22 protein-coding genes and 1 riboswitch are annotated in these 21379 nt (G+C 65.9%); of the genes, 19 read left to right on the forward strand and 3 right to left on the reverse strand.

Annotation, left to right across the window (positions count from 1 at the left end):
- Positions 1–97: 97 nt before the first annotated feature.
- From ACV7JP_RS18930 to ACV7JP_RS18945, 4 genes are all read left to right on the forward strand, one after another.
- A complete protein-coding gene (locus ACV7JP_RS18930; RefSeq protein WP_457797192.1) occupies positions 98–277 on the forward strand; it encodes a YdcH family protein in 180 nt (59 codons plus the stop codon).
- A gap of 346 nt (positions 278–623) precedes the next feature.
- Positions 624–2051 (forward strand): protein adenylyltransferase SelO family protein, encoded by a 1428-nt coding sequence (locus ACV7JP_RS18935; protein ID WP_457797193.1) that lies wholly within the window; start codon positions 624–626, stop codon positions 2049–2051.
- Between the two features lie 89 nt (positions 2052–2140).
- Positions 2141–2359, forward strand: a complete 219-nt coding sequence (locus ACV7JP_RS18940; RefSeq protein WP_457797194.1) for a YdcH family protein — start codon at positions 2141–2143, stop codon at positions 2357–2359.
- A gap of 111 nt (positions 2360–2470) precedes the next feature.
- Positions 2471–2704, forward strand: coding sequence for a hypothetical protein (locus tag ACV7JP_RS18945; RefSeq protein WP_457797195.1), 234 nt, complete (start codon positions 2471–2473; stop codon positions 2702–2704).
- Between the two features lie 54 nt (positions 2705–2758).
- On the opposite strand, the gene ACV7JP_RS18950 is transcribed toward ACV7JP_RS18945, so the two are convergent.
- A complete protein-coding gene (locus tag ACV7JP_RS18950) occupies positions 2759–3967 on the reverse strand; it encodes a cation:proton antiporter (protein ID WP_457797196.1) in 1209 nt (402 codons plus the stop codon).
- Positions 3968–4142: 175 nt separating this feature from the next.
- Positions 4143–4335, forward strand: a riboswitch (cobalamin riboswitch).
- 107 nt (positions 4336–4442) lie between these two features.
- Between ACV7JP_RS18950 and ACV7JP_RS18955 the strand changes: the two genes are divergently transcribed.
- From ACV7JP_RS18955 to ACV7JP_RS19010, 12 genes are all read left to right on the forward strand, one after another.
- A complete protein-coding gene (locus tag ACV7JP_RS18955) occupies positions 4443–6809 on the forward strand; it encodes a TonB-dependent receptor domain-containing protein (RefSeq protein WP_457797197.1) in 2367 nt (788 codons plus the stop codon).
- A gap of 28 nt (positions 6810–6837) precedes the next feature.
- Positions 6838–8181 (forward strand): (Fe-S)-binding protein, encoded by a 1344-nt coding sequence (locus tag ACV7JP_RS18960; RefSeq protein ID WP_457797198.1) that lies wholly within the window; start codon positions 6838–6840, stop codon positions 8179–8181.
- Positions 8182–8511: 330 nt separating this feature from the next.
- A complete protein-coding gene (purE, locus tag ACV7JP_RS18965) occupies positions 8512–8976 on the forward strand; it encodes a 5-(carboxyamino)imidazole ribonucleotide mutase (protein ID WP_457799121.1) in 465 nt (154 codons plus the stop codon).
- Between the two features lie 2 nt (positions 8977–8978).
- The gene (locus tag ACV7JP_RS18970) at positions 8979–10052 is read left to right on the forward strand and encodes a 5-(carboxyamino)imidazole ribonucleotide synthase (RefSeq protein ID WP_457797199.1); all 1074 of its coding nucleotides are present in this window, start codon (positions 8979–8981) and stop codon (positions 10050–10052) included.
- A 51-nt stretch (positions 10053–10103) separates the two neighbouring features.
- On the forward strand, positions 10104–10709 hold the full coding sequence (locus ACV7JP_RS18975; protein ID WP_457797200.1) for a glutathione S-transferase family protein: 606 nt from the start codon (positions 10104–10106) through the stop codon (positions 10707–10709).
- Positions 10710–11098: 389 nt separating this feature from the next.
- Positions 11099–11857, forward strand: a complete 759-nt coding sequence (locus tag ACV7JP_RS18980; RefSeq protein ID WP_457797201.1) for a hypothetical protein — start codon at positions 11099–11101, stop codon at positions 11855–11857.
- Between the two features lie 81 nt (positions 11858–11938).
- Complete coding sequence (gyrB, locus tag ACV7JP_RS18985; protein ID WP_457797202.1) at positions 11939–14371, forward strand: DNA topoisomerase (ATP-hydrolyzing) subunit B; 2433 nt, start codon at positions 11939–11941, stop codon at positions 14369–14371.
- Positions 14372–14497: 126 nt separating this feature from the next.
- Positions 14498–15346 (forward strand): carbon-nitrogen hydrolase family protein, encoded by an 849-nt coding sequence (locus ACV7JP_RS18990; RefSeq protein WP_457797203.1) that lies wholly within the window; start codon positions 14498–14500, stop codon positions 15344–15346.
- A gap of 229 nt (positions 15347–15575) precedes the next feature.
- Positions 15576–15788, forward strand: a complete 213-nt coding sequence (locus ACV7JP_RS18995; RefSeq protein WP_457797204.1) for a type II toxin-antitoxin system ParD family antitoxin — start codon at positions 15576–15578, stop codon at positions 15786–15788.
- On the forward strand, positions 15785–16081 hold the full coding sequence (locus ACV7JP_RS19000; RefSeq protein WP_457797205.1) for a type II toxin-antitoxin system RelE/ParE family toxin: 297 nt from the start codon (positions 15785–15787) through the stop codon (positions 16079–16081). Before ACV7JP_RS18995 ends, ACV7JP_RS19000 begins: the two co-directional genes overlap by 4 nt.
- Complete coding sequence (locus tag ACV7JP_RS19005) at positions 16078–16353, forward strand: (2Fe-2S) ferredoxin domain-containing protein (RefSeq protein WP_457797206.1); 276 nt, start codon at positions 16078–16080, stop codon at positions 16351–16353. Before ACV7JP_RS19000 ends, ACV7JP_RS19005 begins: the two co-directional genes overlap by 4 nt.
- Positions 16354–16440: 87 nt before the next feature.
- A complete protein-coding gene (locus ACV7JP_RS19010) occupies positions 16441–17694 on the forward strand; it encodes a L,D-transpeptidase family protein (protein ID WP_457797207.1) in 1254 nt (417 codons plus the stop codon).
- Here the strand turns inward: ACV7JP_RS19010 and ACV7JP_RS19015 are convergent.
- Both ACV7JP_RS19015 and ACV7JP_RS19020 read right to left on the reverse strand, forming a co-directional pair.
- Entirely contained in the window at positions 17691–18161 is a 471-nt protein-coding gene (locus tag ACV7JP_RS19015; RefSeq protein WP_457797208.1) for a DUF2269 family protein, read from the reverse strand. The two genes, ACV7JP_RS19010 and ACV7JP_RS19015, sit on opposite strands and share 4 nt — an antisense overlap.
- Positions 18161–19405, reverse strand: a complete 1245-nt coding sequence (locus ACV7JP_RS19020) for an SDR family oxidoreductase (protein ID WP_457799122.1) — start codon at positions 19403–19405, stop codon at positions 18161–18163. The genes ACV7JP_RS19015 and ACV7JP_RS19020 overlap by 1 nt, the downstream gene beginning before the upstream one ends.
- Before the next feature lie 113 nt (positions 19406–19518).
- Here ACV7JP_RS19020 and hemW point away from each other — a divergent pair, with 113 nt between their 5' ends.
- From hemW to ACV7JP_RS19035, 3 genes are all read left to right on the forward strand, one after another.
- Complete coding sequence (gene hemW, locus ACV7JP_RS19025) at positions 19519–20685, forward strand: radical SAM family heme chaperone HemW (RefSeq protein WP_457797209.1); 1167 nt, start codon at positions 19519–19521, stop codon at positions 20683–20685.
- Positions 20686–20758: 73 nt separating this feature from the next.
- On the forward strand, positions 20759–21049 hold the full coding sequence (locus tag ACV7JP_RS19030) for a hypothetical protein (protein WP_457797210.1): 291 nt from the start codon (positions 20759–20761) through the stop codon (positions 21047–21049).
- A gap of 137 nt (positions 21050–21186) precedes the next feature.
- On the forward strand, positions 21187–21378 hold the full coding sequence (locus ACV7JP_RS19035) for a hypothetical protein (protein ID WP_457797211.1): 192 nt from the start codon (positions 21187–21189) through the stop codon (positions 21376–21378).
- The last annotated feature ends 1 nt before the right edge of the window (position 21379 follow it).

Below are 21379 nucleotides of genomic sequence, written 5' to 3' on the forward strand. Positions count from 1 at the left end.
ACGCCCGCGTCATTTCACGCCTTGCGGCCGCCATTTGTTGTGGCATGCTTCACCGTGCGCTCCTCTTCTGGAGGAGAGACGAAAAAGGAGGTTTCGCATGTCCTTACAGGGCCATATCGTCGAACTCCAACGCCGCCACGAGGCGCTCAAGAAGGAAATCGAGAAAGAACAGCTCCACCCCAACGCCGACGAGGCGAAAATCATCGAGCTGAAGCGCAAGAAGCTGCAGATCAAGGACGAGCTCGCCAAATTGGCGATCAGCGAAACGCGACATTGACGCGGCCGGACGATTAGACGGAACCCGTCGAGATGTTGGGCGGAAGCACTTTCCGCCCCTTTCTTTTTCAGGCGATTCTTTCCAACGCAAAGAAGCGTGGAAGCTTTATCTTCAGAGCGCATGATCGCCGCAGTGGCTCCGGGCTCCCCGCTCGCCATCCTGCCCCTGCCGGCCGCTTCGATCGTAAAGCCGCCGCCCGCCGCCCTTTGAGGGGCAGGGGGATTGAGCGCGCGGGGACGCCGCCGCGCGAATCCGCGGCGCCCGTCATAGGCGGACGCCAAAGACCGCCATATGTTCTGGCGCGGGCCTTGCTCCCCCACGGCGCCCGCCCCGACGAGACCAGCCCATGCCCGTGACCGCCGTCTACCGTCCCGAGACCCTGCACGAGACGCTGGGCGAACCCTTTTTCGACCGCGTCGACGCCGCGAAATTCCCCGAGACGATCCTGCGCTTCCGCAACCAGCGCTGGGCGGCGCGGGTCGGGCTCGATGGGCTCACCGATGAGGAGTGGGTCGGGCATTTCGGTCGGTTCGAGCCCCTGCCCGGCGGCCTGCCGCATCCGCTCGCCTTGCGCTATCACGGTCATCAGTTCCGCGTTTACAACGCCGAACTCGGCGACGGACGCGGCTTTCTCTTCGCGCAGTTGCGCGACGCCGCCGACGGGCGCCTGCTCGACCTCGGGACCAAGGGCAGCGGGCAGACGCCCTGGTCGCGGCGCGGCGACGGGCGCCTCACGCTCAAGGGCGGCGTGCGCGAAATTCTCGCGACCGAGATGCTGGAGGCGCTCGGCGTCGACACCTCCAAGACGTTCAGCCTCATCGAGACGGGCGAGGCGCTGACGCGCGGCGACGAGCCCTCGCCCACCCGCTCCGGCGTGCTGGTCCGGCTCTCGCATTCGCATATCCGCATCGGCACCTTCCAGCGCCTCGCCTTTCACGACGACAAGCCGGCCATCGCGCGGCTCCTGGACTATGTCTGCAGCCACTATTTCCCGGCGCTCGACGGTCTCTCCGGCCAGGCCAAGGCGCGCGCCTTCCTCGCGGAGGTCTGCGCCCGCGTCGCAAGGCTCGGCGCCGGCTATATGTCGGCGGGTTTCGTCCATGGCGTGCTGAATTCCGACAATATCAACGTCACCGGCGAGAGCTTCGACTACGGTCCCTGGCGCTTCGCGCCGTCTTATGACCCGAAATTCACCGCCGCCTATTTCGACGAAGGCGGGCTCTATTCCTTCGGGCGCCAACCGCCGGCGCTCGCCTGGAATCTCGCGCGGCTCGCCGAATGCCTGCTGCATCTCACCGGGCTCGAGGCGGCTCAGAAGACGCTCGACGACTTCGCGGCGCTGATCCAGCGGGAATTCCGCGCCGCCCTGCTCCGCCGCCTGGCCCTCGCCTCGGCCGGCGACGAGGCCGACGCGCGCCTCTCCAAGGCCTTCACCGATTTTCTGATGGCGACGCGCGCGCCCTTCGAGCAGACTTTCTTCGACTGGCGCGGCGGGCTGGCGAGCGAAGCGCGCGCCAAGGCGAGTCCCTCGGCGCCCTTTTACGAGACGCCGGAATTCGCGCCCGTCCGCGCGGCGCTCGCCGAGCACGAGACGACGGAGGCGGCGCGGCTCGACCATCCCTATTTCCGGCGCCCCGCGCCCTGCGCCATGCTCATCGACGAGGTCGAGGCCATCTGGGCGCCGATCGCCGAGAAGGACGACTGGTCCGCGCTGCAGGCGAAAATCGCGCAGATCAAGGAGATGCGCGAGGCTTATGGTTTCGCCCCCTTGTGAGGCGTTTTCCCCTTGAACGGCTCTTATGTGCGGCGCGATAATGCCTCATACGATTCTGCGAGCCTGCGGCGGGGCGAGTTTTGACGGCAATGAACGACAATCCCGACGACGCCGAGCAAGACGCGATCAGGGCCGAATTGGAGCGGCTGCGGCTGGAGCATCACGATCTCGAGGCCGCAATCGACGCGCTGATCGCGGTCGGCGCGCCGGATCAGCTTCAGATCCAGCGCCTCAAGAAGCGCAAGCTCGTCCTGCGCGACCGCATCGTCTTCCTCGAAGACCAGCTCACGCCCGACATCATCGCCTGACAATCTCTTAAAAGGGCACGCGGCTTGAAGCCCGTGACCGTCGGCCGGTCCACTGTCCCCATTCGGGACGGATGCGATCCGTCATCGGTCAATATTCGGGAAAGCCAAGCCATGCCTCGTCTCGGTCTTTCAATCAAAGATTCCTTTGAAAGCTACCCCAGGGCCTCCAAGGCCGACGCTTATGGCCGCCGCCCGCGGCAGGTCGCCGGGGTCCAGATCGTCGGCGAGCGCGACAGGGCGCCGATTTTCTCTTTTCTTTTCCTAAAGGTGACGGCGACGCTGGCCGTGCTCGCCATGCTCTCCGTGGCGCTCGCCATCGTCCGGATCTACGCCTTCCACCGATAGCGCGCTCCGCGATTGGGCGGCTCCGCCCGATGGCGGCATGGCGCTTTCCGCCGCTCAGCTCCTTGGCGTAAAGCCGAGGGCGCGCATCAGCAGGGGCATGGTCAGCCCCTGGGCCACGATGGAAAAGGCCACGACGCCGAAGGTCGCGACGACCACGACGTCGCGCATCGGCAGGCTTTCGGGCAACGACAGAGCGAGCGCGAGGCCGAGCGCCCCGCGCAGGCCGCCCCACCACAGCACATGTTGCTCGCCGAAGCTGATCCGCCAGCGCGTCGGAAGAAACAGCGCGCTCAGCGGATAGACGGCGGCGGCGCGCGCGGCGAGCGTGATCGCGATGACGGCGAAAACGAGCGCGAATCCATATTCCGCGAAGGGCGTCGAGGCCACGTCGACGCCGATCATCAGAAACACCATGGAGTTCGCCAGAAAAGCAGCATATTCCCAGAAGCCATGCACGAATTCGCGGCCGCGTTCGCTCAGATAGCTGCGGTCGTCCTCGCGCAGCAGGCCGAGATTGCCCATCATCAGCCCGGCCGTCACGCAGGCGAGCACGCCGGAGAAGTGAAAATGCTCGGCGAATAGAAACGAGCCGAAGGCGGCGATGGTGGTGAGCGCCACTTCGACGAGATGCTCGGCCGTGCCCATGGCGATGATGATCGCCGCGCCGCCCACAAGCGCGCCGATCGCCACGCCGCCCAGCACGATGCGCGCGAGGGTGAGCATGATCTCGCCTGCGCCCTGCCCCGCGCCATGGCTTTCGGCCCAGGCCAGCGCCATCACGAACAGCACCGCCGCCGCGCCGTCATTGAGCAGGCTTTCGCTCTCGACGAGGAGGCGCAGGCGGCCTTTGACCCCGTTGTCCTTGAACATGGCGATGATCGCGACAGGATCGGTCGCGGCGATGAGCGAGCCGAAGACGAGCGCCGAAGGCAAGGGCCAGCCGAGCAGCGCGACGCAGGCGTAAGCGACGACCGCGGCGGAGACGACCGTGCCGACGCCCGCGAGCGTCAGCAGCGGAACGGAGTCGCGCAGCAATTCTTTCCAGGAGAGCGCCAAAGCCGCTTCGAACAGAAGCGGCGGCAGGATGAGATCGAAGATGAACTCATGCGTCAGATGCGGGCCGAAATCGGGCCTGGTCAAGGTGATGACGGCCCCGACAATGACAAGGCCGACCGTGTAAGGCAGCTTCAGGCGCCGCGCGACGATCGCGACGATCATCGCAACGGCGAGAGACGCGACGGCTTTGGTGAGGTGTTCGTCCATGGGAGCTCGAGAAATATGGCTAAGCGGAAATCCATTCTTATCGCACGCCAAAATCGGGCACGATGAATATCCGAACGCCGGCTCCCCTCTTTGGGCGCATGTTGCAAAGGCGCCATGCCGGCGGTCATCCTATCGCCGGGCGTCTTCCGCCCCCTTGACACAATCTACGTCAACCCCGTTTATTAAAGCCAACGGTTCCCTTCGGGGATCAAAAGGGAATGCGGTGCGGGCTTCGGCCCAATGCCGTAGCTGCCCCCGCAACTGTAAGCGGCGAGCGCGAGACCGAGAAAGCCACTGGGACCACCCGGGAAGGCGGTTTGGCGCGAAGACCCGCGAGCCAGGAGACCTGCCGTTATTCGTGGTCACGCGCGAAAGCGTCGGGCGGGGTGCACCGGGGCGGCGTCAATCTTTGTCGCGTGAGCGGCGAAGGCGGCGGCCATTCGCAGTGACGGTCCACGTCCGCTGCGAGTCAGCCATGCTACGTCTTTCGCTTCCCCCTTCCATCATCGCTCTGTCCATCGCCACGGCGGCGCAGGCCCAGCAGGCCCTGCCCACCATCAATATCGGCGGGCGCTATCCGGCCCGCCCGGCGCCGCATGTCGCCGCGCCCGCGAAGCCGCAACTGCCGCGCGCCGCGTCTCCCATCGTCGCGGCCGTCTCGCGCCCTGTCGCGGCGCCGGCGCCCGTCGCCGACGGTCCCAAGCCGCCGCCACTCACGGCGGCCAGCGAAAGCTTCTTCACCGGCAAGGAGGTCAACGCCCTGCCCTTCGCCAGATCGGCGGAGGCGCTCGAAATCGTGCCCGGCCTGATCGTCAGCCAGCACTCCGGGGACGGCAAGGCGAACCAGTATTTCCTGCGCGGTTTCAATCTCGATCACGGCACCGACATGGCGCTCTATCTCGACGGCGTGCCGCTCAACATGCGCACGCACGGCCATGCGCAGGGCTATGCGGACTCCAATTTCCTCATCCCGGAACTGCTCGCTTACGTGCTCGCGCGCAAGGGACCCTATGACGCCGAAGACGGCGACTTCTCCTCCGCCGGTTCGATCTATCTCCAATACAAGGACAAGATCGACAAAGGCTTCTTCCAGCTCACGGGCGGAAGTTTCGGCTATGGGCGCGCGCTGGCCGTCGCGCCTTACAAGGATTTTGCCGGCGGCGCGGCCTATGGCGCGGTCGAGGCGCAATATTACAACGGGCCGTGGGAGCGCGGCGACAATCTGCGCCGCATCAACAGCGTGCTGCGCTGGTCGCGAGGGACGGAGGCGGACGGCGCGTCGGTCGCCTTCATGGCCTATGCGAACAAATGGCGTTCGACGGACCAGATCGCCGAGCGCGCCGTCTATTCCGGTCTGAAATCGCTGTGGGGCACGCTCGATCCGACCGATGGCGGCGCGACCTCGCGCTTCTCGCTTTCCGCGCGGTGGAGCGAGACGAGCGGCGATCATTCGACCCGCATCGAAGCCTATGCGATGCGCTCGACCCTGGAGCTTCTCAACAATTTCACTTATTTTCTTGCGCATCCCGATCTCGGCGACCAGTTCCGGCAATTCGATTATCGCACGATGATCGGCGCGAACGCGCAGCATGCGTTCAAATGGGAGAGCCTCGGCCTGCCCATCGAGACGCGCATCGGCCTGCAGACGCGCTATGACGATATTCGTCTCGGATTGCAGGACAGCGTGCGTCGCCAGCCCTATGACGCGATCCGCAACGATGCGGTCGGAGAAGGCAGCATTGGCCTTTGGACCGACACGACCGTGCGCTGGACCCCCTGGCTGAAGACGGTCTCGGGCGGGCGCTTCGATTATTACGCGGCGAGCGTCAATTCCATCCAGACGCTGTGGGACGCGCCGAAATTCACGGCGAGCACAGGACTGCCCGCCTTCCTCTGGACCGGCCCCTTCAATAGCGCAACCCGCGACGCCGCCATCTTCAGCCCCAAGGCGTCGATCGTCGTCGGTCCGTGGGCGAAGACGGAGCTCTTCGCGAATTATGGCGAGGGCATGCATTCGACGGACGCTCGGGGAACCGTGCAGCGCTTCTCGACGTCGGAGCTTTCGGAGGCCGACGGCTTCGTCCCCGTGGCGCGCATTCCGCTGCTCGTGAAGTCGCGCGGCGCCGAGATCGGCCTGCGCACGAAATCCATCGAAGGGCTCGACGCCAGCGTCGCGCTTTTTTGGCTCGATCTCGATTCGGAGAACCAGTTCGTCGGCGACGAAGGCACCACGACCTTCGGCCGACCGAGCCGGCGCTATGGCGTCGAGATCGCCAATCACTACAAGCCGGCGAGCTGGATCAGCTTCGACGGCGACGTGTCGCTCGTGCAGGCCCGTTTTCGCGGCGTCGATCAACAGCAGGCGCTCGCCTGGATCGATCTGCTCTCGCCGGAGGCGTTCCCCTACGGGACCTATCTCGGCAACGCGCCCGGCAATTATCTCGTCAATGCCCCGGCCCTCGTCGCGATGGCGGGGCTGGAGCTGGGCGAGGCCACGGGCTGGTTCGGCGGGCTCAAATACCGCTATTTCGGCCGCCGGCCGCTGACCGAGGACGGCTGGCTCACCGGCCCGGCCACGGGCGTCGTCAACGCCCGCCTGGGCTATCGCTGGGCCGACGGCTGGAAGCTGCAAGTCGACGCCTTCAACGTCTTCAATTCGCGCTCGGACCAGATCACCTATGGCTATGGCTCGCTCCTGCCGAGCGATCCGCTCTACGCGCAATGCCTCGCGGGCGCCGCGCCCGGGTCGGTCTGCGGCGTCGGCGTCATGGACCGGCATTTCAAGCCGGTGGAGCCGCCGGCCGTGCGGGTGACGCTGGGCGGGCCGCTGCCGCCGCTCTGACGGCGCAAATGTTGCTAGCAGGCCGGCCATGAAGACGTTCCTGGACTGGTCGGCCTACGACACATACGGCATTGGCGACGCCTATTCCGGCATCCCCGCGACGGGCGGCAATTACGCCAAGGCCGTGGCGGTGTGCATGCACAGCCGCGACTGTCACAAAACCGGCAAGGGCGTCATGTGCCCGAGCTACCGCATCACGGGCGACCGCGCGCATTCGACCGAGGCGCGCGTCGCCGCCTTCAAGGCCGCCCTGAACGAAGGCGGGAACGCCCAGGCCTTCGCGGATCCGCGCCTCGACGAGGCGATGGATCTCTGCGTCTCCTGCAAGGCCTGCAAGAAGGAATGCCCCAGCGCCGTCGACATGACGCTGATCAAGACCGAGTATCTCGCGCAGCGTCACGAGGTCAAAGGCGCGCCGCTGCGCACGCGCCTCTTCGGCGGCGTGCCGGAATGGACGGGCCGCCATCGCAATCTGCTGCGCTTCGCCATTTTGCTGCGCAACGCCTTCGCCCCGGCCGCGAAGCTCGCCGAGAAATGGCTTGGCGTCACGTCGCGCCGCCCCCTGCCGGAGCTGGCGCCGAAAGCCTTCGCGCCGCCGCCATCGGCGATGACGGGCGCGCGCGGCGAGGTCATCCTGTTCGTCGACACTTTCTGCCATCACTTCGATCCGCAGATCGCAGAAGCGGCGGCCGAGACGCTCTCACGCGCCGGCTATGCGGTGAAAATCGCGAAGCCCGCGCCGACCGACGCCGAGCCGGACCGGCCGCTCTGCTGCGGGCGCACTTATCTGACGACCGGTATGGTCGAGAAGGCGCGCGGCGAAGCGAGGCGCGTTCTCGCCGCCTTCAAGGACGCCGTCGCCGCCAGGACGCCGATTATCGGCCTCGAGCCGTCCTGCCTGCTTTCGCTGCGCGACGAGCTCTACAGTCTCGGCCTCGGCCCCGAGGTCGGCGATCTCGGCAAGCAGCTCTATCTCTTCGAGGAGTTTCTCGCCCGCGAGCATCAGAACAACGGGCTGCGCCTCGATCTCAAGCCGCTGAACCTGCCCAGGGCGCTGCTGCACGGCCACTGCCACCAGAAGGCCTTCGGCGTGATGAAGGCGACGCGCAAGGTCTTGAGCTGGATCCCGGATTTCTCCTATGACGTGGTCGAATCGAGCTGCTGCGGCATGGCCGGCAGCTTCGGGCTCGAGGCGGAGCATTATGAGGCCTCGATGCAAATGGCGGAACTGACGCTCCTGCCCACGGTGCGCGCCGCCCCGGAAGATACGCCGGTCATCGCCAACGGCTTTTCCTGCCGCCACCAGATCGCGCATGGCAGCGGGCGCCAGGCGCGGCACATCGCGCTGCTGGTGAGGGACGCGCTGGCCTGAGGCGGCGGCGATCGGGTGAACAAACAAAATGGAAGGATGGCTGGCGGCGCCCAATACCTCCCCTTTACGGGGAGGTCGGCGGTCGAAGACCGCCGGTGGGGTTCGCGCCGCCATAACGTTGATGGGGTTTGCCCCACCCGGCCCTGCTCCGCAGGGCCGCCCTCCCCGTAAAAGAGAGGGATTCGCTCATGCCCGGCATTCCCCGCTCGCCGCCGCCTCACGCTTGCCGACCTTGCTTTAGCGCTCCCCATCGTCTAAGGGGCGTGGCTTCCCACGCTCGAGCCGATGGATTTTCAAGTGGCGAAGCAGAGTGCGCCTGTCGCGGTCATTATGGGGTCGCAGTCCGACTGGACGACCATGCGTCACGCCGTCGAGACCCTGAAAGCCCTCGACGTCGGATGCGAGGCGCGGATCGTCTCGGCCCACCGCACGCCCGGCCGGCTCGTCGCCTTCGCCAAGGGCGCGGCGGCGGAAGGCTTCGAGGTGATCATCGCGGGCGCCGGGGGCGCGGCGCATCTGCCCGGCATGACCGCCGCCATGACCAATCTGCCGGTGCTCGGCGTGCCGATCGAATCCCAGGCGATGAAGGGCATGGATTCGCTTCTCTCCATCGTGCAGATGCCGGGCGGCGTCCCGGTCGGGACGCTCGCCATCGGCAAGGCCGGCGCAATCAACGCCGCGATCCTGGCGGCCTCGATCCTCGCGCTGAAGGACAAGGCGCTCGCGGAGCGCCTCGCGGCTTTCCGCGCCGAGCAGACGGCGAGCGTCGCCGAGACGCCCAAGGACGAGGCTTGAGAATGCTGAAGCCCGGCGCGACGATCGGCATTCTCGGCGGCGGCCAGCTCGCCCGCATGCTGGCGCTCGCCGGCGCGCGGATCGGGCTGAAGTCGCATGTCTATTCGCCGGTCGCGGACGATCCGGCCTTCGACGTCTGCGCGGCGCGCACCAAGGCGGACTTCCTCGACGAGGCGGCGCTCGCGGCCTTCGCGGAGTCGGTCGACGTCGTCACCTATGAATTCGAGAACGTTCCCGCGCGCACGGCCGAAGTGCTGGAAGCGCATCGGCCCGTGCGGCCGAACCCCAAAATTCTCGCGCTGACCCAGGACCGGCTGGTCGAGAAGCAGTTTGTCCGGAGCCTCGGCATTGCGACGGCGCCTTTCGCGGACGTCTCCGACGTCGACTCGCTCGCGCGGACCGTCGCCGAGCTCGGGCGTCCGTCGATCTTGAAGACGCGGCGCTTCGGCTATGACGGCAAGGGCCAGACGAAGATCGCGGAAGGCGCCGATCTCGCCGGAGCCTTTAAGGCGCTCGGCCACGCGCCCTGCATTCTCGAAGCATTCGTGCCCTTCGCGAAGGAAATTTCCGTCATCGCGGCGCGCGGGCTCGACGGCGCGTTCCGCGCCTATGACGTCTGCGAAAATCGGCATGAACATCATATTCTCGCGACGACGACGGCTCCGGCCGAGATCGGCGACGCGACCGCGCGGGCGGCGACCGGCATGGCGCGCGCGATCGCGGACGCCGCCGACTATGTCGGCGTCATCGCGGTGGAGATGTTCGTCGTTTCCGACGCGCATGGCGAGCGCCTCGTCGTCAACGAAATCGCGCCGCGCGTGCATAATTCCGGCCATTGGACGCTCGACGGCGCCGTGACCTCGCAATTCGAGCAGCATATGCGCGCCATCGCCGGCATGCCGCTCGGCGCCGCGCGGCGCCATGGCGGCAAGGTCGTGATGCGCAACCTGATCGGCGCCGAGGCCGACAAATGGGCGGAAATACTGGCCGAGGACGGCGCCTGCCTGCATCTCTACGGCAAGACGGAAAGCCGGCCGGGCCGCAAGATGGGGCATGTGACGAGGATCGAGCCGTAACGCGTCTGGCGCCCCGGTTGCACATCGGCCGCAACCGAAAGGCGCCTTCCGATGAAATTCTATATGACTCCGGGCTCCTGCTCGACCGGCATCCACATCCTGCTCGAGGAAATCGGCCTCGTCTTCGAGGCTTATGTGCTCAATCTGCCGCGCGGCGACCATCTCAAGCCCGACTATCTCGCCATCAACCCGCAAGGCGCGATCCCGACTCTCGTTCTCGACGACGGAACGGCGCTCACGGACTTCGTCGGCATTGCGACATGGCTGGCGCGAAATCACCCGCGCCGGAAGCTCCTGCCCGACGATCCCGCGCGCGCGGACGAGGCGCGCGCCATGCTGGAATTCTGCAACCGCCATATCCACGGCGAGGGCTTCCGCCGCGTTTTCACGCCGGAGCGCTATGGCGGAGACCGCGAGGCGACGATCGCCGAGGGCCGCGCCATCGCCGCTTCCGCCTTCGACGCCGTCAATAGCGAGCTCGCGGGCCGGGAATACGCCGCCGGCGCCTTCTCCATCGCCGATGCGGCGCTGTTCTATGTCGAGTTCTGGGCGGACAAGATCGGCATGACCCTGCCGCCGAACTGCGCGGCGCATTATCAGCGCATGAGAGCGCGGCCCGCCGTGCGGCAGGTTCTGGCCGAAGAGGGCTATCGCTGAGCAGGCATTCGTCGCTTCGCCAATGAACGCCTGCTTACCGCCCCCTCTCCCCGTGAAACGAGGAGAGGGCTGGGGTGAGGGGCAAGGCCGCAACGGGGAGATCGGCGATTTGTTGCAGTATGCAGTATGCAAGCCGCGAGCATGCGCATGGCGGCTTTGCCCCTCACCCTACCCTCTCCCCGTGAAACGGGGAGAGGGAAAAAGCCTCCCGCGATTGCCGGCTCGCTTATTGCCGGACCACGCCTTAGCGTTTTCTTGAATAAGCAGGATTTCCCGCCGGGAACCGCCCCGAAAGCCCGCTTAAGCCCGTGCGTTCGCGCATAGCCGCGTTTCCGACTGGCCTATAGAACTCTCCAGTCTCTAAAACGCTCTCGAGGCGGGAGGAAACAATGAAACAGCTACGCCGCTATGGCTGGATCGCCGCCACGCTCCTGATTGCGCTCGGCGCCGCCGGGCTTTGGACCCTCGCCGCCACGCATGAGATCTCTCTCAGCGCGACCGAGCTGCAAAGCCGCATCGACGACCGTCTCCCCAAGGAGATCGCCGTCAAAGGCCCCGCGCAAGCCCTCCTCCAATCCGCGAGCGTGAAAAGCGCGACGGTGAGCCTCCGCGACGGCAAGGCCGCGCTCGCCTTCGGCGTCGAAGGCAAGCTGCGCACGGGCAAGATCTTCGAGATCGAAGCGTCCGCGCTCGGCGTCCCCAAATATGCGGAGGGCGCCCTTTATTTCGAGCCCGAGAAAATCGACGTCAGCCGCCTCGCCTATGGGGGCGAGAGCGCCGCCGAGCTCGTCGCCCGCGTCGCGCGCGGGCATGTCGCCGACGAAAAGCTGCGCGCGCTCATCGAGGAAAAAGCCCGCAAGGCCGACGATTGGACCGCCAGGATCGTCGACGCGGTTCTGCGCCGCTATCTCGAGGAGCGCCCCGTCTATCGGCTGAAGGACGATGTGAAGGGCGCGGCGATGAAGGCGTCGCTGGACAGGATCGCCGTGCAGGATGATCGCCTCCAGGTCACTTTTTCGCTGTGGCGGCTCACCGCCTCCGCGATTGCGGGCTTCTTCAGCCTTCTTCTCGGGATCATCTTGGCCGTTCTGGCCGTCCGGATGATTTTGCTTGGGGAAGCTATTAATGCAAGGGGAAAACCCCTCTAAACGCGTGCATTCGCTCACTGTTCCGGAGTAGAATGGGATTTACGAATCAACCGCCCGGAATCGCCGGCAAAAGCGAGCGAAATGAGCGAGAACGAGAAGCCGAACGACCCTGCCGAATATGGCGCCGAATCCATCAAGGTGCTCCGTGGCCTCGACGCCGTCCGCAAGCGTCCGGGCATGTATATCGGCGACACGGACGACGGCACCGGCCTGCATCACATGGTCTATGAGGTCGTCGACAACGCCATCGACGAGGCCCTCGCCGGCCATGCGACGCGCGTCACGGTCACGCTCAACGCCGACGGCTCCTGCACGGTGACGGATAATGGCCGCGGCATCCCGACCGACATCCACCCGGAAGAGGGCGTGTCGGCGGCGAATGTCATCATGACCCAGCTCCACGCCGGCGGCAAATTCGACCAGAACTCCTACAAGGTCTCGGGCGGCCTGCACGGCGTCGGCGTCTCGGTCGTCAATGCGCTCTCCGTGTGGCTGAAGCTGCGCATCTGGCGCGGCGGCAAAGAGCATTTCATGGAGTTCTCGCATGGCGACGCGGTCGAGGACCTCAAGGTCGTCGGCGGCGCGCCGATCGAGGACGGCGCGCCCAAACGCGGCACGGAAGTCACCTTCCTGCCTTCGCCGGCGACCTTCACCATGGTCGATTTCGACTATGCGACGATCGAGCATCGCCTGCGCGAGCTCGCCTTCCTGAATTCCGGCGTGCGCATCATCCTCACCGACGCGCGCCATGCCGAAGTGAAGCAGGAGGAGCTTTATTACGAGGGCGGGCTGGAGGCTTTCGTGCGCTGGCTCGACCGCGCCAAAACGCCGCTCATCGCCGCGCCGATCCTCATTCGCGGCCAGCGCGAGCACATCACCGTCGAAGTCGCCTTGTGGTGGAACGACTCGTACCACGAGAATGTGCTAGCCTTCACCAACAACATCCCGCAGCGCGACGGCGGCACGCATCTCGCCGGCTTCCGCGCCGCGCTGACGCGCCAGATCACAGGCTACGCGGACGCCTCCGGCCTCACCAAGCGCGAGAAGGTCGATCTCTCCGGCGACGATTGCCGCGAGGGCCTGACCTGCGTGCTGTCGGTGAAAGTGCCGGACCCGAAATTCTCGTCGCAGACGAAGGACAAGCTCGTCTCGTCCGAAGTGCGTCCGGCGGTCGAGAATGTGGTGAACGACCTTCTCGGCCAGTGGCTGGAGGAGCATCCGGCCGAGGCGAAGAATGTCGTCTCCAAGGTCGTCGAGGCGGCGGCCGCGCGCGAGGCGGCGCGCAAGGCGCGCGAACTGACGCGGCGCAAGGGCGCGCTCGACGTCGCGAACCTCCCCGGCAAGCTCGCCGACTGCCAGGAGCGCGATCCGGCCAAGGCGGAGCTCTTCATCGTCGAGGGCGACTCGGCCGGCGGCACCGCCAAGCAGGGACGCGACCGCGCCTTTCAGGCGGTGCTCCCGCTGCGCGGCAAGATTTTGAACGTCGAGCGCGCGCGCTTCGACAAGATGCTCTCGTCGGAGCAGATCGGCACGCTGATCACCGCGCTCGGCACGGGCGTCGGGCGCGACGAATTCAACGCCGACAAGCTGCGCTATCACAAGATCATCATCATGACCGACGCCGACGTCGACGGCGCCCATATCCGCACGCTGATCCTGACCTTCTTCTACCGGCAGATGCCGGAGCTGATCGAGCGCGGCCATGTCTTCATCGCCCAGGCGCCGCTCTATAAGGTGACCAAGGGCAAGTCGACGCAATATCTCAAGGACGAGCGCGCGCTCGAGGATTATCTCATCGACTCGCTGCTCGACGGCGCCCTGCTGCGCACGGGCTCCGAGGACCGCGCCGGCGCCGATCTGCGCAAGGTGCTGGAGGATGCGCGCGCCTTCCGCACGGTGATGGCGAGCCTGCATTCGCGCTACGATCGCAGCGTCGTGGAGCAGGCGGCGATGGTCGGGGCGTTGAAGCCGCATGGCGAGGATGGCGAGGCCGAGCGCGCCGCCGCCAATGTCGCGCGGCGTCTCGACGCGATCGCCGAGGAGACCGAGCGCGGCTGGGCGGGCGAGATTCGCGACGGCGGCTATGTCTTCAAACGCACGCTGCGCGGCGTGACGCAGGCGGTGACGCTCGATCAGGCGATGCTCAATTCATCGGAGGCGCGCAAGCTCTATGAGCGCGCGGAAAGCCTGCGCGATGTCTTCTCCGCGCCGGCGGCGCTCATCCGCCGCGGCGACGAGGCGCCGCTCTCGGGGCCGATCGCGCTCTATGACGCGATGAGCCAGATCGGTCGCAAAGGCCTTGCCATCCAGCGCTACAAAGGCCTGGGCGAAATGAACGCCGAGCAGCTTTGGGAGACGACGCTCGACCGCGAGGCGCGCTCGCTGCTGCAAGTGAAGGTGAAGGAAGCCGCCGAGGCCGACGACATCTTCGTGAAGCTGATGGGCGACGTGGTGGAGCCGCGCCGCGAATTCATCCACGAAAACGCGCTGAACGTCGCGAATCTGGATGTGTGACGAGCGCGTGACCGACAATGCAGAAGTCCGGCTCTTTTGAGGGATTAGTCAGACTCAGTTTGCGAGGAAGATGGACTCGATCCCTATTTTCGCGACGATTTCGCGCATGGATCGCGGGGGAAATGCATGGAATCGGTGTTTCCAATTGCGACGGCCCAGAGCATCGTCACTTCCGATGTTCGCAAAAATGGGCGCCACATCCGCGACCTGATGTCGTCCGCCAGCGAGGCAGGTTGCCGCTTGGCGCATTTTCCCGAGGGCGCCCTGTCGGGATACATCAAATCCCAGATCGAGAACTGGGCCGTCGTCGACTGGAAACTCCTTCGTGAAGAATTGGTCGCCATTGCCGCGCACGCCGCACATCTCGGTCTATGGACGGTAATAGGATGCAATCACCGGCTCACACCGCCGCACCCGCCGCACAACAGTCTCTATGTGATTTCGCATGAGGGGCGGTTGGTCGGACGTTACGACAAGCGGCTGTGTTCCAATACCGAGTTGGCTGACTGGTATACGCCCGGCCGAAGTGCCGTCACTTTCGATGTCGACGGCGTGCGTTTCGGCATGATGCTTTGCATCGAAGTTCAGTTTCCGGAGCTTTTTCTCGAATACGGTCGGATGGGAGTGGATTGCGTTCTCTTCTCCGCCTATTCGGACGATCCAATGTTCCGCCTTTTGTCGCGCGCTCACGCGGCCACCAACAACTTTTGGCTCAGCTTGTCGATTCCTGCATTACCGACCAGTCGCCTCTCCGCTGGGCTGATCGGCCCCGATGGCGCCTTGCAGGCGACGGCGTCCGAGGGTGGAAAGCCTTCCCTCGTGTGCGGTGGGATCGACAAGGATGATCCGCGTTTTGACATCGCGATCAACAAGGCTCGGCCGTGGCGCGCCGCCGCGAGGGCGGGCGGCATATATACGGAGCGTCTGGTAACAGACGCGCGGAGCGATGATCGGTTGTCGTTTTTCGATGCGTGATCGACTCGGGCTGCGCACGTTGGTCGAGATCGCTTGTCATACTGAGTCCACCTTCCTTGCGTCCGTTAACCCGGTGAGTCATGATTCCCCGCCAACCGAGACCTCCGGTTCGAAAAGCGCAGGAAACGGGGGTAAGTGACTAAAGGCTTTTGCAGTGTCGACATAGTATATGATCTGCTGCGGCAGGAGGGTGTCGATGACACAGGCTACAGGCAGTCTGGAAGAGGCTTTGGAGCGGCTCGTCGCCACTGGCCGCTATGCCTCCAAAGATCAAGTCATTCGCGAAGGCGTCCGTCTGCTGGAAGAACGCGATCGCAAACTTGAGGCGTTAGATGCCGCTCTCGCGCACGGCATCGCCGACGTGGAGGCGGGTCGCGTCAAGCCGGCGCGGGACGTCTTCGATCGCCTCGAGAAGAAATACAAGGCGATGTCTTCCAAGTGAGGGCACTCTTCACGAACGAGGCGGCCGCCGACTTGGAGAGCGTCGGCGATTACATTGCTGAGGAGAGTCTCCCGCAAGCGCTTGCATTCGTCGAAGGATTGCGGCGTCATTGCGAGACGCTCGCGAACATGCCGAAACGTTTCCCGCTCGTGCCTCGACACGAAGCCTCAGGCGTGCGCCGTATGGTTCACGGCAATTTCCTTGTCTTTTTCTGCGTCTCCGACGCAGTCGTCATACTCCGTATCTTGCATGGCGCACGGGATTACGAGCCAATCCTCTTTCCGACAGAATGAAGAACACGAGCCACCCCATCCGCCTCCTCGTCTGCGTCGGCCCAAATTGCGACGCGAACGGCCGCGGGCGCGCTTTGCTGGCCGAAGCGCAAGCGGCTGTTCGCGCCACTTTCCCCGACCAACTCGCGGACGGCCGCCTCAAAGTCTCGACGCGCGATTGCCTGCGGCTCTGCACGCGCGATCCGGTTCTGCGGATCGAGCCCTCGGGCGACGCCTTCTCGGATCCCGACATTGACAATCTAATGCAAGAGATCGCGGCGACGCTGAAATAGCGGCGCCCTGTCCTTGCGTGGCGTCGATACGCGCTAGATAGGAGCGCGACGAGCCGGCGCGGTGACGCCGGCGCAGCGAGCCGCCCCATGAAACGAAAGCCTCACGCCGGCGCCGTCGCGCTCCTGGCGTCCGCCGCCCTTTTCTTTTCCCTGCCCCCCGCAGGCGCGCAGCGCGACGATCCGCCGCCGCCCGGCCCCGAGCGCGCCGAAGACGCGCCGCCCGCGCCCGAGGCGGAAAGACCCTCGCGTTCCGTCCCGGATTTCGGCCCGGAAGCCGCGCGCGTCACCGCGGAAGCCGCGCGGCGCTACGCCGGCATTGCGGCCAATGGCGGCTGGCCGCGCCTTGCAAAGCCGGTCACGCCCGACTCGAGGGGCCAGGCCGTCGCCGCGCTGCGCCGCCGGCTCGCCATCGAAGGCTATCTCTCGCAGGACGACCGCGAGGGCGAAGAATGGGATGAAACGCTCTCCGACGCTGTGCGGCGATACCAGGCGCATACGGGTCTCGATCAGACCGGCGAGGCGTCACGCGAGACGCTTCGCGAGATGAACGTCCCCGCCGCGACGCGCGCACGCCAACTGGCGGCGACGGCCGCCCGTCTTTCGCGGACGAAGTTCCGCTTCGGCGAGCGTTATGTCGTGGTCAACATCCCCGCCGCTTCCGTCGAGGCCGTTGAAAGCGGCGAGACCGTCAAACGCTATGCCGCCGTGGTCGGCGGGCGCCGCCATCCCTCGCCGCAACTCGTCGCAAAGATCGTCTCCATCGACATCAATCCGACATGGACGGTTCCGGCCTCCATCATCAAGAAGGAGCTGGCGCCCAAGCTCAGGCGCAACCCCCATTACTTCGAGCGAGAGAACATTCGCATTTTGGACGCCAGGGGCCGCGAAGTGAATCCGCTGAGATTGCGGCGCGTATCCGGCCGGCGCGCCGCGAGCTTCACCTTCCGCCAGGAGCCAGGGCCGAAAAACGCGCTCGGCTCTCTGCGCGTCTCCATGCCGAACAATCACGCCGTGTTCATGCACGACACGCCGCGCAAGGACCTTTTCGACAAGGACTATCGCTTCCTTTCGCATGGTTGCGTGCGTGTCGAGGGCGTCTATGATCTCGCCTCCTGGCTCCTGCAGGACACGGGCGATTGGGACGCCTCGAAATTGAAGGACGAAGAAGAGCGGGGAAGAACCGAAAAGATCGGGCTGCTTCACCCTATCCCGGTCGCCTGGGTCTATATGACCGGCTGGGCGACCGATGACGGGCCGGCGCATTTCCGCCGCGACATCTACAATCTCGACAAGGGAACGAAGCTGCCGCCGCGCAGCGGCGCGGGCGTCGCGAGCCGCTAGAACTGCGGCTTGTCCACCATCAGCCAGAAAATGCCGAGCATGGCGATGAAGGCGGGCCAGCCGAGCGCGAACCACCGCCAGAAATAGCGCTTATAGAGCGGCGGCAACGGCTCGCCCGACGCGAGGCACTCCTCCGCGATGCGCGCCATCCGCATTTGCAGCCAGACCACGGGAAGCCAGCAGGCGCCGACGAAAATATAGAGCGCGACGGACGCCAATATCCACGGCGTATCGAGCGGCCAGCCTTCCTGCAAGGCGAGCGCGACGCCCGTCGCCGGCTGAATGATCACGGCCGGCGTCGTGAAGATCCAATCGGCCAGCACGACATTCTTGTTTCCCGCGACGATCGCGCGCAGATCGCCGCGCAGATTGGTCGCGAGGCCATGAAAGGCCGTGCCGAGCCCCGTGCCGAAGAGCACGGTCGAACTGACGATGTGAATCCATTTCAGCACGGCGACGTCGAGCATTACTCGCTCTCCAGCGCGATCATCGCCAACAAGGCGGCGGCCAGGGGCAGATTCTTCAGTATGGGGGCAAAGGGATGCAGCCAATAATCGCCCGGGAGCCTTGTCGCCAGCAGCGTGAAGACCGCCATGCTCGCAAGCTGCAGCCAGCCGACAAGGACCGGCCGCCAGCCCCGCAGCAGTTGAACGCCGAGGAACAGATCCAGGGCCGCGCCGCCATAAAGCGCGAGCGACGCCGAAGCGCCCGAAAGGCCGATCGCGGCAAGCATCTCGTAGCTTTTCGCCGCCGGATAAAGGCCGAAGGAGAAAAGCCCGCTCGCAATCCACAGAAACGCCAGGCTGAAGCGCAGAAGCGGACGCAAAAGGAAAAGCCGCGCCGCCAGCCTGTCGGCCGCCGAGGCGGGCTCCCGCGCCAGCGCGCTGCGCAGATCGCGCGGCGGGCGGTCCAGCGCCGCCGTCAGCGGGCCGGGATCGGAGACATTGCCGCGCGCGAGCATCTTCATCACGTCCGGGTTGAGCGGCCCGCTGGCGAAGCGCCCGCCGATCTCCGTCGCGAGCTCGAGCAGCCGATCCGGAATTCGCACGGAGCCGGTCGGGGGCAGGTCGAGCCAGTTGCGGAGAATCCGCGTCAGCTCATAGGCGGTCATCGGCTCCGGCCCCACCACGTCGATCAGCCGCGGCGAGTCGGCGCCCTCCACGAGCCGCGCCACAAGCTCGGCCAGATCGCCGACATGGACAGGCTGGAAGCGCCAATCCTCCCGGCCGATGCGCGGCAGGATCGGCAAGGCGGCGGCGGCGAGGAGCCAGGTCGTGCTCGCTCCGCCCCGGCCGACGACGACGGAGGGCCGCAGCACGCGCCAGTCGAGCCGCGTCCCATGCAAATCGGCGTCCAGAAAGAAGGCCTCCGCCGCGCCCTTGCTGCGCTGATAGTCCGTCTCCCCCTGCGGCGCGGCCCCCAGCGCCGAGATGTGGACGAATTGCCTCACCCCCGCCGCGATGCAGGCGGAAAAGAGGCGCATCGGCCCCTCGGCATGCACAGCGTCCATGGTGTTCGCGCCTTCGTCGCGCACGAGGCCGGCGCAATTGATCACCGCCTCGAAGCCGTCGACCTTGCCGCGCAGGCGCTCCGCGCCGTCCCGGGCGAGGTCCACATCGGCGCGGCCCACCGCCCTCACGGCGTGGCCCTCGGCGATGAGCCGCCCCGCAATGTGGCGGCCGATGAAGCCGGTCCCGCCGATGATCAGCACGCGAGCCAAGGGAGCGTCCTTTCGCAGCGGGACGGCGGACCGCCATGGACCATATAGGAGCGCGGCCGCCTTCCCCCGCCTGCCTTTTAGCCGGTTTCATGCGATAAGGGGACATGGCGACGATTCGGAATGCATTCGACCCGGGCTTCGGCGTTTACGTCCACTGGCCGTTCTGCCTCTCGAAATGCCCTTATTGCGATTTCAACAGCCACGTTCGCCGCGGCGACGTGGACGAAGACCGCTTCGTCGAGGCTTTCGCCGTGGAGATCGGCCATCGGGCCAGGCTCGCCCCCGGCCGCGAGGTCCGCTCCGTGTTTTTCGGCGGCGGCACGCCCTCGCTGATGTCGCCCGCGACGGTCGAAGCCATTCTCGGCCAGATCGCCAAGCATTGGGCGACGGCCAAGGACGTGGAGGTCACGCTCGAGGCCAATCCGACGAGCGTCGAGGCCTCGCGCTTCAAGAGCTTCAAGGCGGCGGGCGTCAACCGCGTGTCGCTCGGCCTTCAGGCCCTGAACGACATCGACCTCAAGGCGCTGGGCCGCCAGCATTCCGTCGCCGAGGCGCTGATGGCGCTCGACGTCGCGACGAGCGTCTTCGACCGCGCTTCCTTCGACCTCATCTACGGCCGCGCCGGACAGACGGCGGCGGCGTGGCGCAAGGAATTGGACCTCGCGCTGGCCCGCGCCCCCGAGCATGTGTCGCTCTACCAGCTCACCATCGAGCCCGACACGCTGTTCGAGCGCATGGTCAATACCGGCAAGATGGCGCTCCCGGACGTCGATACGCAGCGCGCCCTGTGGGACGTGACGCAGGAGGTCACGGCCCGCCACGGCCTGCCCTCCTACGAGGTCTCGAACCACGCCCGTCCCGGCGCCGAATGCCGGCATAATCTCGTCTATTGGCGCTATGGCGAATATGCGGGCGTCGGCCCCGGCGCGCATGGACGGCTCGTCACGACGCGCGGCCGCCGCGCGCAGGCGGCGGAAAAACATCCGGAGATGTGGCTTACCTGCGTCGAGACGGAGGGCCATGGCCTCGTCGAGGACGAGCTGCTCAATTCGGAGCAGGAAGGCGACGAGTTCCTGCTGATGGGCCTGCGCCTGCGCGAAGGCATCGATCCGCAGCGCTATTTCCTGCTCACCGGCAAGAAGCTCTCGCAGTCGCGCATTTCGGAATTGATCGGCGACGGGCTGGTCGAGGTTACGCGCGAGAACCGGCTGCGCGTGAGCTCCGAGGGCTTTCCCGTGCTCGACGCCGTGGTGGCGGACCTCGCCGCCTGACGCTTCAAGGGAACTAAAACCCCAACTGAGCGCTTATCCGGAAGGCTCGACCATTTTTCCGGGGAGCGTTTTCATGTCCATCACCGATATTCTCGTTCAGGTCGTGGCCGGAGCGCTCGGCGGCAAAGCGGCCGGCAAGGCCACGAAGAGCGACAGCGCGCTCGGCGACCTCATCAGCGGCGCCCTTGGCGGCGGGCTGGGCGGGCAGATTCTCAGCGCCGTCATCCCCTCGCTCGCGAGCGCCGCCAGCGGCGGCGGCGGTTTCGATCTCGGCGTTCTGCTCGGGCAGGCGGTGGGCGGCGGCGTCACCGGCGCAGTCGTGACGCTGCTTTACAATATGCTCAAGAAGCGGCTCGTCGGTTAGCTTCCGTCAAAATACGACCCAGACATAAGAGCAACGGGCCCGAAATACGCTCGAGGCGGCGGCCGCGTAAGATGCCTGGATTCAAAAAGCGGCCGGCGCGCCAGCCCGGTCGCGGCCTTCCAGAAATTCCGGCAAGCATGACACGCCTTCCTCCCATTTCCGATTTCAAGAAGACGTTCCGAACGTCGCGCGACATTCGGGTCGCGAAAGAACGCAACGCCGGGACTCATTGGCGGGGCGCGCTCGCAAGTTCGCTCGCCGTCTCCTTGCTTGTGGCGCTGAGCTATGCGTTCAACCACTTGTCCGGCTTGCGCCTGCTCCGGTTCTGAG

This window comes from Methylocystis sp. S23 (assembly GCF_054106005.1).